The 9,143-nt window shown below is 70.2% G+C and carries 8 protein-coding genes; 7 read left to right on the top strand and 1 reads right to left on the bottom strand.

The genetic code is table 11. The features are described from left to right. Positions 1-166 precede the first annotated feature (166 nt). Positions 167-1,048 carry a hypothetical protein gene (locus ACWTSU_RS07245; protein WP_455139220.1) on the top strand — a complete coding sequence of 294 codons (882 nt, stop codon included), beginning with the start codon at positions 167-169 and terminating at the stop codon, positions 1,046-1,048. Then, a complete protein-coding gene (locus ACWTSU_RS07240; RefSeq protein ID WP_455139218.1) occupies positions 1,045-2,757 on the top strand; it encodes a protein kinase domain-containing protein in 1,713 nt (570 codons plus the stop codon). Before ACWTSU_RS07245 ends, ACWTSU_RS07240 begins: the two co-directional genes overlap by 4 nt. 95 nt (positions 2,758-2,852) lie before the next feature. On the opposite strand, the gene gpmA is transcribed toward ACWTSU_RS07240, so the two are convergent. Beyond that, a complete protein-coding gene (gene gpmA / locus ACWTSU_RS07235; protein WP_455139216.1) occupies positions 2,853-3,617 on the bottom strand; it encodes a 2,3-diphosphoglycerate-dependent phosphoglycerate mutase in 765 nt (254 codons plus the stop codon). Positions 3,618-3,741: 124 nt separating this feature from the next. Between gpmA and ACWTSU_RS07230 the strand changes: the two genes are divergently transcribed. The 5 genes from ACWTSU_RS07230 (at position 3,742) to ACWTSU_RS07210 (ending at position 8,987) form a co-directional block, all read left to right on the top strand. Continuing rightward, positions 3,742-3,975 (top strand): FeoB-associated Cys-rich membrane protein, encoded by a 234-nt coding sequence (locus ACWTSU_RS07230; RefSeq protein WP_455139214.1) that lies wholly within the window; start codon positions 3,742-3,744, stop codon positions 3,973-3,975. Between the two features lie 48 nt (positions 3,976-4,023). Next, positions 4,024-5,364 carry a glutamine synthetase family protein gene (locus ACWTSU_RS07225; RefSeq protein ID WP_455139212.1) on the top strand — a complete coding sequence of 447 codons (1,341 nt, stop codon included), beginning with the start codon at positions 4,024-4,026 and terminating at the stop codon, positions 5,362-5,364. A gap of 585 nt (positions 5,365-5,949) precedes the next feature. Continuing rightward, the gene (locus ACWTSU_RS07220; RefSeq protein WP_455139210.1) at positions 5,950-6,792 is read left to right on the top strand and encodes an ABC transporter substrate-binding protein; all 843 of its coding nucleotides are present in this window, start codon (positions 5,950-5,952) and stop codon (positions 6,790-6,792) included. Positions 6,793-6,877: 85 nt separating this feature from the next. Beyond that, complete coding sequence (locus ACWTSU_RS07215; RefSeq protein WP_455139208.1) at positions 6,878-8,203, top strand: amino acid ABC transporter permease; 1,326 nt, start codon at positions 6,878-6,880, stop codon at positions 8,201-8,203. After that, entirely contained in the window at positions 8,196-8,987 is a 792-nt protein-coding gene (locus ACWTSU_RS07210) for an amino acid ABC transporter ATP-binding protein (RefSeq protein ID WP_455139206.1), read from the top strand. Before ACWTSU_RS07215 ends, ACWTSU_RS07210 begins: the two co-directional genes overlap by 8 nt. Positions 8,988-9,143 lie beyond the last annotated feature (156 nt).

Genomic DNA, 9,143 nt, shown 5'->3' with positions numbered 1-9,143 from the left:
CTGGCGGCGGGCCGGGTGACGGCATGTGCCGGGGAGCGACGGGGGCGCTACCATCTGGAGGGACTCTTTGGCCGAGTGGAGGGGTGACATATTGGGAGGGGCGCACGGGACGCACGGACGATGGGGCTCGGCGGGTCGCGGGGCCCGGTCCCGTCGGACGTGGATCATGGTGGCGAGCGCCCTTGCGCTGCTCGTCGTCAGCGTCGCTCTGTACGCGACCGCCCTCTCGGGGCTGCTCCCGCTCGACATGGGGCGGACGGCCGTTCTCGGGAACGCGCCGGTCGACGACGAGCGCGTGGAGGGCGCCCCGGCTGACGGGCGCGACCAGGGGGCCTCGGGGGGCGAGGCGGACCCGAGCGCCGCGCCGACCGACGGTGACGCGGCGGGAGGCGACCACGCCTCGGGCGACGGAGGTGAGGCGACCGCAACGGGGGACGAGGACGGCTCCGCGCCGGTCGACGCCGGCGGCGACGGGTCGGCCGGCACCACGGCGCCGGGCGCGTCCGACAGCGGCTCCGGCGACGAGGGCGCTGCCGAGCCTCCGGCTGCTCCCGACAACGGCTCCGGCGGCGCGGGCGGCGTCGGGCCGTCGTCCGGCGGCGACATCTTCTCGTCCGTTCCCAGCGAGGCCGAGGAGGCGGAGTTTCGGGCGTTTCTCGCCGCCAGGGCCTCCGCGATCCCGGGGTACCTGCGGCAGGCCGAGGCCTGCGCGAGCGACTTCGAGCGCGACAGCCTGAGCGCGAGCCTGTCCACGCGGCGCGCCCACCTGGGGAGCTGCTCGTCGCTCGGCCAGCAGCTTCTCTCGGAGTACGCGGCCGTGGTCAACCGGCCTCGCTCCAACTACTCCGCCTACTGCGACGAGCAGGAGCGGCTTATCGGCGCGTACCGGTGCCTGGGCAGCTACGTGGGCCGCTACGAGTCGGCCTGGGACGTCAACACGAGCTATGACGACCCGCGCGGCCACGAGGACGAGTTCCGTCGTCCGCTCGGCGCCGCCGCGGGCGACCTCTCGGAGTTCCACGGCTACTATGACGGGTTGTCGCTGTGAGCGAGAGGGACGAGAGGCTGACGGGGACGTGCGGGGACGACGCCGGCCCGTTCTCCGCCGCTACGCCTCCCGAGCGCGGCGGCGGAGCGTTCCGCGTCGCTCGCCTCGAGGACCTCGAGGCGCCCTTCTCGCTCGGCGGCGAGGAGCGTGACGCCTACCTGAGGCGCTTCTCGACGCTCTTCGTCGACGGGGGGAGGTCCCGGCGCGGCGGGCTCGGTCGCGTGACGTTCGCCACCAACGCCTGGGGCGAGCGGCTTGCCCTCAAGACGCCTCTGGACGACGCTTCCGCGGCTGGCGAGAGGGGCGAGGAGTCCGTTGCCTGCGCGGCGATGCGGCGCGAGTACGAGTGCCAGCGGAGCCTGGCGCTGCTTCGGGGCTTCCCCCGCCTCTATGCCTTCGGAACGCTCGACGGCGCGCCCGCCATCGTGATGGAGTGGGTCGAGGGCGTGACGCTGGCGGAGGCCGTTGCCCGGGGGCTCGCCGTGGACGATGACGGGCGCGTCTCTCCGCTCACCGTGGCCCGGATTGGGCGCGACCTCTTCGAGCTGCTGGCACGGCTGTCGCTTGTGGGCGACGGGCTGGCCCACCGCGACGTCTCGCCGGCCAACGTCATGATCCGGACGGCGCGGCGCACGCTTGCCGAGCAGCGCGCGGACGGGTCGTTTGACCTGTGTCTCATCGATTTCGGATCGGCGGAGCCCGTGGCGGAGGCAGCCGGGTCGTTCACCGGCGCGCACGCCGCGCTGCGCCGCGCCACCGTCGGCTACGCGCCGCCCGAGATGCTGACCGACGACCTCGCCGCGGTCGCGCGGCTTCGGCGCTCCCGCGCGGTGGACGTCTACGCCGCGGGCAGCGTGCTGTGCGAGCTGCTGGGCGGGCGGCTGCCCTTTCCGAGCGTCGCGCGCGACACGTCTCCCGGCCGCCACAAGGTCGAGCGGGCTCCGGAGCGTCCCGTTCCCGTGCACCGCGCGTGCGCTCGCCTGTCCGACGTGCTCGCACGCGAGAAGGAGGTCGCCGTGCTCGTGGCGCCGCTCGCGCTGGAGCGAGGGCTCTCGCCGTCCGACGAGGGGCTGCGGCGCGCGCTCTCGCTCGTTGACGAGCAGGTGGCGGACACGGTCATGTCGTGCCTCGCCGTGGACCAGCGAAGAAGGCCCGCGCCCGAGGCCGTGCGCGACGAGCTCGACGCGCTTGCGGAGCGCTATGCGGGCAACGTTCGGCGGGCGCTCTCGGGCGAGCCGCTTCCCCTTTGCATGGTCGGCACGGCATGGACGTCGGTCGGCAGGGGAGCGGCCGGGAGACGCGCGCTTCGGATGGCCGCGCGGGTGACGGGCGCCGTGGCCTCGCTGGGCGTTGCCGGTGCGACGTCCTGGCTCGTCGGGGAGGGGCCCGCGGCGGCGGCCGCGGTCGCGGCGCTGCTCCTGGCACCGTGCGCGATCGCGCTGATTCTTCGCGGGCGCGACGTCGGAGGCGGGCGGGCCTTCGTGCGCGGGAGCGTCTCGCTGCTCGCGTGCGCGCTCGTCGCCTCGGTCGCGCTCTGGGCGCTGACGGGGCCCGGCGCGCGGCTCGACGCGACGCTCGCGGCCCTGCTCGTCTGCTCGAGCGCGACGTGGCTGGTGCTCACGGTCGACCGCGCGTGCGCGCTCATGCCGGGCGTCGTTCGCGAGACGCGCCGCGGGCTGTCCGCCCCGCGCGGCGACCCGCGACCGTAACGAGAGGGCCCCGGAACTTGCTTAGCGAGGATTCCGCTTCAGCGCATCCTCGCGTGCAAGCTCCGGGGCCCGGCCTCGCGCTATGGGCGAACGCCCTACTTCTTGGCCTTGCCCTGGTTGGCGACGGCGTTGATCTTGGCCTCGATGGTGGCCGGGTCGCCGATGTAGTGCTTGTCGACGACGTTCCAGTCCTTGTCGAAGGTGTAGGCGCACGGCACGCCGGTCGGGATGTTGACCTCGAGGATCTGCTCGGGGGTCAGCTTCTCGAACTGCATGACGAGGGCGCGCAGCGAGTTGCCGTGGGCGGCGATCAGCACGCGCTTGCCGGCCTCCATCTGCGGCTTGATCTCCTGCTCGAAGTACGGCCAGGCGCGGGCGATGGTGTCCTTGAGGCACTCGGTGTAGGGGAGGTCCTCGGCGGGCACGTCACGGAACATCTCGAGCATGTGCGGGTCGCGCGGGTCGCCGGGCTCCAGCGCGGGCGGCTGCACGTCAAAGGAGCGGCGCCAGATCTTGACCTGCTCCTCGCCGTGCTCGGCGGCGGCGTCGGCCTTGTTCAGGCCCTGCAGGGCGCCGTAGTGGCGCTCGTTGAGCTGCCAGGCTTTGTGGACGGGCAGCCAGTTGCGGTCGAGCTCGTCGAGCACGCAGTTGAGCGTGTGGATGGCGCGCTTGAGCAGCGAGGTGTAGCAGACGTCGAAGTCATAGCCGGCCTCCTTGAGGGCCTTGCCGCCGGCGTGGGCCTCCTCGCGGCCGGTGTCGGTGAGGTCGACGTCGGTCCAGCCGGTGAAGAGGTTGAGCTTGTTCCACTCGGACTCACCGTGGCGAACGATGACGAGCTGCATGGTCTGGTCGTCGGACATGGGGCTTCCCTTCTCGATGCGAACTTTGCGCGGCGTGGCCGCCCAACGGTTACAGTATGACGCATCGGGTATAGTTGCCGTAGGTTAACACCAAAAGTTCCCGACCCTGCCCCGGGAGGCGCCCATGAGCCCCGCCGACATCGTCATTCTCCTCGTCATCGCTGCCCTTCTCGTCCTGTGCGCGCGCAGCCTGCGGCGCTCCGGCGCCGCGTGCGCCGGGTGCGGCAGCGCCTCGAGCTGCTCGGCCCACGCCACGGGCGCGCCGTGCCCCGCCGCCTCCGACATGCTGCGCCGCGCCGAGTCCGCGCTGGGCCAGAACGTCCCCGGGGGCGGTAACAGGCGCGAAACACATATGTGAGACCCTTCCTCCAAACGACCGAAACCCGGAGGCTCCGGAGGAGATCACATGAGCACCGAGAAGGACATCGACTTCGTCCTGCGCACCGTCGAGAAGCGCGACATCCGCTTCGTCCAGCTGTGGTTCACTGACGTCCTGGGCAACCTCAAGTCCTTCGCGATCTCGCCCGAGGAGCTCGAGGAGGCGTTCGAGGAGGGCATCGGCTTCGACGGCTCGTCCATCGACGGCTTCGCCTCGCTCGAGGAGTCCGACATGCTGGCCTTCCCGGACCCGGACACCTTCACGCTGCTGCCGTGGCGCCCGAGCGAGTCGGGCGTGGCGCGCGTCTTCTGCGACGTCTACACCCCCGCGCGCGAGCCCTTTGACGGCGACCCGCGCCGCTGCCTGCTCAAGGTCTTCCAGCAGGCGGACGAGAAGGGCTACGTCCCCAACGTGGGCCCCAAGATCGAGTACTTCTACTTCGACAACGACCTCGACCCGGTGCCGCTCGACCTGGCCGGCTACTTCGACCTCACGCCGATGGACACGGCCAACGACCTGCGCCGCCAGACCACCCTCACGCTCGAGAAGATGTCGATCCCGGTGCAGTACTCCTACCATGCGGCCGGCCCCTCGCAAAACGGCGTCGAGCTGCGCTTCACCGAGGCCGTGAGCTGCGCGGACAACATCATGACGGCGCGCCTGGTCATCAAGCAGGAGGCCGCCCAGCAGGGGATGTTCGCCTCGTTCATGCCCAAGCCCATCTCGAGCGCGCCGGGCTCGGCGATGTTCCTCTACCAGTCGCTTCTGGACCACGACGGCGAGAACCTCTTCTGGGCCGAGCGCGAGGAGCACTCCACGCACCTCTCCGAGCTCGCCGAGCACTACATCGCGGGCATCCTGCGCTACGCGCCGGAGTTCACGCTCGTCACCAACCCCACGGTCAACTCCTACAAGCGCTTCATCTCCACCGGCGAGGTGCCCACCTACGCCACGTGGGGCCGCCGCAACCGCTCCGCGCTCGTGCGCCTTCCCACGCACAAGCCGGGCAAGCACATCGCCACGCGCATCGAGCTGCGCAGCCCCGATCCCACGGCCAACCCGTACCTGGCCCTGGCCGTCACCATCGCGGCCGGTCTCAAGGGCATCGAGGACGAGCTGCCGCTGCCGGAGGAGTCCACCTGCGACACCTTCAACGCGAGCGACCGCGAGCTGGCCGAGCGCGGCATCGAGCGCCTGCCCCGCACCCTCGGCGAGGCCATCGACCGCTTCGAGGCGTCCGACCTCATGCGCGAGGTCCTCGGCGACCACATCTTCACCTACTTCGTGCGCGAGAAGCGCCGCGAGTGGGGGGAGTTCTGCACCTCCGTCACCGACTGGGAGCGCGAGCACTACTACGGCGGCGTGTAGGGCCGAGAAGATCCGTCGAGCCCGGGGCGCCGGGCCCCTGGAGCTTCTCGCTGTCCGACAGCCCGAGCTCCTCGTTATTCTGTGACACGGCTGCCAGAAACGGGCGGCGATTGGGTGTTTGGGCCCTGGCGTGTTGTCAGCGAGACCCTTCTCGTCACAAACCATGTGCGGTTGGGTGGCATCTTTTATGTGAATATCAACGCTGCCACCCAATCGTCGGCCTTTCGTGGCGAGAAGGACGCCGTGGGACGAGAAACGCGCGCCTTCGGGCGGTTGGATATCAAACATGCCACCCAACCGCACATGGTTTTGGCAGAGGGGCCGGTGTGGGCGCCGGGGATGGCTCCGCAACGCTGCCCAATCGCACGCGGTTTGGGTGGGGCACGACCAGAGAGGCACCCGGCCTCGCTCTGCCATGCGTATCGATTGTGTTAAGAATTCGTCAAGCTGCGTCTGAGGCGTGGTCTCGGCATCAGACTCACAAGTTGGCGACGGGCGGGGCGCGTGCCCTGACACGGGAAGACCCGTGCCTCCGTCGGGAAAGGGCGTGACCACGCGCCAAAACACACTGGGGAAGGAACCCACATGCAGAACCTGAGCAGGCGTAACTTTCTGACCGTTGCCGGCGCGGCGGCGGGCTCGCTGGCGCTGGCCGGCTGCAACGGCAACCAGCAGGCTGCCGACGACACCGCCTCTACCGACGAGGGCACCGACGACACCGCCGCCGACAGCGAGATGACCCTCGTGACCGAGGGCGCCATCACCTTCGGCGTCTCGCCCGACTACCCGCCCTTCGAGAACCTCGAGAACGGCGAGCACGTCGGCCTCGACATGGACCTCGGCCGCGCGATCGCCGAGCAGCTCGGCCTCGAGTGCGTCTACAACGACCAGGACTTCGACTCCATCATCCCGGGCGTCGTCGCCGGCACCATCGACGCCGGCCTCTCGGGCATCTCCATCACCCCGGAGCGCGAGGAGCAGGTCGTCTTCTCCGACCCCTACTACGTTGACAACCAGGCCGTCGCCACGATGTCCGACAACGCCGACATCACCGAGGACAACGCGGCCGACGCGCTCAACACCGCGGACGTGACGATCGCCGTCCAGAGCGGCTCCACCGGCGCCGACTTCGCGGCCGAGAACTTCCCCAACGCCACGCAGCTGCCGTTCCCGCAGTTCACCGACGCCTTCGCCGCGGTCAACTCCGGCCAGGCCGACGCCGTCTGCGGCAACGCCGCCGTGGTGAACCAGATGCTCTCCGGCGCCTACACCGACATGCACACGGTGCTCACCTCCGCCACGGGCGAGGAGTACGCCATCGCCGTCAGCAAGGACAACCCCGCCCTGCTCGACGCCATCAACGGCGCCCTCAAGACGCTCACCGACGACGGCACCATCGACCAGCTCATCTCCGACAACATGGGCTAGGCCGCGCCTCGAGCGTAACCGTCTGATCGCGCGACCCCTCTCCGCTTCACCGGGGAGGGGCCGCGCGCCCTACCGAAGCGAGGCCATGTTGAACACATCCCACCACGCGCGTCCCCGCGTCCTTCTCGCCGTCCTCGCCGCGGCGCTGTTCGCGTGCGCGACGGCGCTCGCGCTGGCCGTCCCCGCAAGCGCGATGGAGGCCGTGCGCTGCACCGGCCGCCCCAACTCCGAGGACGACCCCACCGCCATCATGGGCGACACCCAGTCGCGCATCACGTTCGAGGCCACCGTCGAGGACGGGGAGGGCGTGAGCGCGCTCACGCTGCACATCCCCGACGGCACGACCTTCTCGACGGACGACCTGGCCGTGACGCTGCTCACCGGCGACGACCTCATGACGAGAAACGACGTCGACTACACCGAGACCGTGAGCGGCCAGGACCTCACGCTCGACTTCGCCGAGCCGCTCGAGCAGGCCGGGCACCTCAACGTCATCGTCTACGACGTGTACTTCCCCGTGTCGGGCGGCGACCAGCAGGTCGAGGCCACCTACGAGCTCGCCGACGGCTCCGAGCACCAGATCGAGGGCATCCCGTCGATCCCCGTCCAGGGCGTCTCGGCCACCGAGCAGGTCTCGCGCTGGCTCGAGGACCAGGCCTGGGTGCAGGCGTGGAACTCCAACCGGTTCCTGCACCTGTTCTTTGACCCCACGATGATCGTCACGAGCTTCCCGGTGGTGCTCAACGGCTTCTTCATGTCGATCGCCGTGGTGGCCATCGCGTTCCCGCTGGCGATCCCGCTGGCGCTGCTGCTGGCGATCATGCGCCTGTCGAAGTTCGTGGTGTGGCGCGGCATCGCCACCACCTACGTCAACTTCATGCGCGGCACGCCGCTGTTCCTGCAGATTTACGTGGCGTTCTTCGGCCTGCCGCTCGCGGGCATCAGCCTGCCCAACTTCCCGCTGGGCGTGATCGTGCTGATGCTCAACTCGGGCGCCTACATGTGCGAGGTCTTCCGCGCGGGCATCCTGTCCATCAACAAGGGTCAGCACGAAGCCGCGCGCTCGCTCGGCATGACGAGCCTGCAGACGATGGTCTACGTGGTGCTGCCCCAGATGTTCCGCCAGGTGATCCCCAACCTCACCAACGAGTTCATCACGCTCTACAAGGACTCGTCGCTGCTGGCGGCCGTGGGCATCATGGAGCTCGTGATGTACGCGCGCACGATCGTGGCATCCACCGGCTCGATCACGCCCTACATCGTGGCCGCGGCGTTCTACCTGGTGATCACGCTGCCGCTCTCCAAGGTGACGCGTCACCTGGAGGACCGCGTGCGCGGCCACCGCACCCGCAAGCACGCGCAGACCGCGGCCCCCGCGCTCGCGGGCGAGAAGGGAGGCTCCGATGAGTGACGCCAAGACGACGGACGCGGCCGCTGCCGCCGCCGCGGCCCCGGCCGCCGGCGACGACGTGGTCCTGCGCATCTCCGACCTGCACAAGAGCTTCGGCGAGACGGTCGTGCTGCGCGGCATCGACCTGGACATCCACCGCGGCGAGGTCGTGGTGGTGCTCGGCCCGTCCGGATCGGGCAAGTCCACGATGCTGCGCTGCCTCAACCGCCTCGAGGAGCCCACGAGCGGCCACATCTACTTCGAGGGCACCGACATCTGCGACAAGGGCACCAACCTCAACGACCTGCGCAAGCACCTCGGCATGGTGTTCCAGCAGTTCAACCTGTTCCCGCACCTCGACGCGCTGCACAACGTCATGCTCGCGCAGCGCAAGGTGCTCGGGCGCAGCGCCGAGGAGGCCGAGCGCGTGGCGCGCGAGCAGCTCGCGCGCGTGGGCCTGGCCGACCGCGTGGACTACTTCCCCGACGAGCTCTCCGGCGGCCAGCAGCAGCGCGTGGCCATCGCCCGCGCCCTGGCCATGGACCCGCACGTGATGCTCTTCGACGAGGCCACCTCGGCGCTCGACCCCGAGCTGGTGCGCGGCGTGCTCGACGTCATGCGCGAGCTGGCGCGCGGCGGCATGACCATGGTCGTGGTCACCCACGAGATGGGCTTCGCGCGCGACGTCGCCGACCGCGTGATCTTCATGGAGGGCGGCGTGATCGTGGAGCAGGGCACGCCCGAGGAGGTCTTCGAGCACCCCAAGAGCCAGCGCACCGCCGAGTTCCTCGGCAGCATCGACTAGCCCTCGCGCGGGGCGGGCGGGCCCGTGAGGCCGCCGCGTCCCGCGCGCGGGCCGCGCCGCCGGCCCCACTGACGTTTCCGGCGTGTTTCTCGCATGTTGCGGACCAGTCGCGAGCTGCGCGGCGTTCGCACAGGGTTGGCTCCACGGGCCGTGCGG

The sequence above is a fragment of the Thermophilibacter sp. genome, from assembly GCF_966187215.1.
This window is presented reverse-complemented; position numbering and strand designations above follow the sequence as displayed.

Excerpts from the sequence above, each read along its gene's own strand:
- ACWTSU_RS07220 (WP_455139210.1), top strand. The coding sequence starts at position 5,950 with ATGCAGAACCTGAGCAGGCGTAACTTTCTGACCGTTGCCGGCGCGGCG.
- ACWTSU_RS07245 (WP_455139220.1), top strand. The coding sequence starts at position 167 with ATGGTGGCGAGCGCCCTTGCGCTGCTCGTCGTCAGCGTCGCTCTGTAC.
- ACWTSU_RS07215 (WP_455139208.1), top strand. The coding sequence starts at position 6,878 with ATGTTGAACACATCCCACCACGCGCGTCCCCGCGTCCTTCTCGCCGTC.
- ACWTSU_RS07210 (WP_455139206.1), top strand. The coding sequence starts at position 8,196 with ATGAGTGACGCCAAGACGACGGACGCGGCCGCTGCCGCCGCCGCGGCC.
- gpmA (WP_455139216.1), bottom strand. The coding sequence starts at position 3,617 with ATGTCCGACGACCAGACCATGCAGCTCGTCATCGTTCGCCACGGTGAG.
- ACWTSU_RS07225 (WP_455139212.1), top strand. The coding sequence starts at position 4,024 with ATGAGCACCGAGAAGGACATCGACTTCGTCCTGCGCACCGTCGAGAAG.
- ACWTSU_RS07230 (WP_455139214.1), top strand. The coding sequence starts at position 3,742 with ATGAGCCCCGCCGACATCGTCATTCTCCTCGTCATCGCTGCCCTTCTC.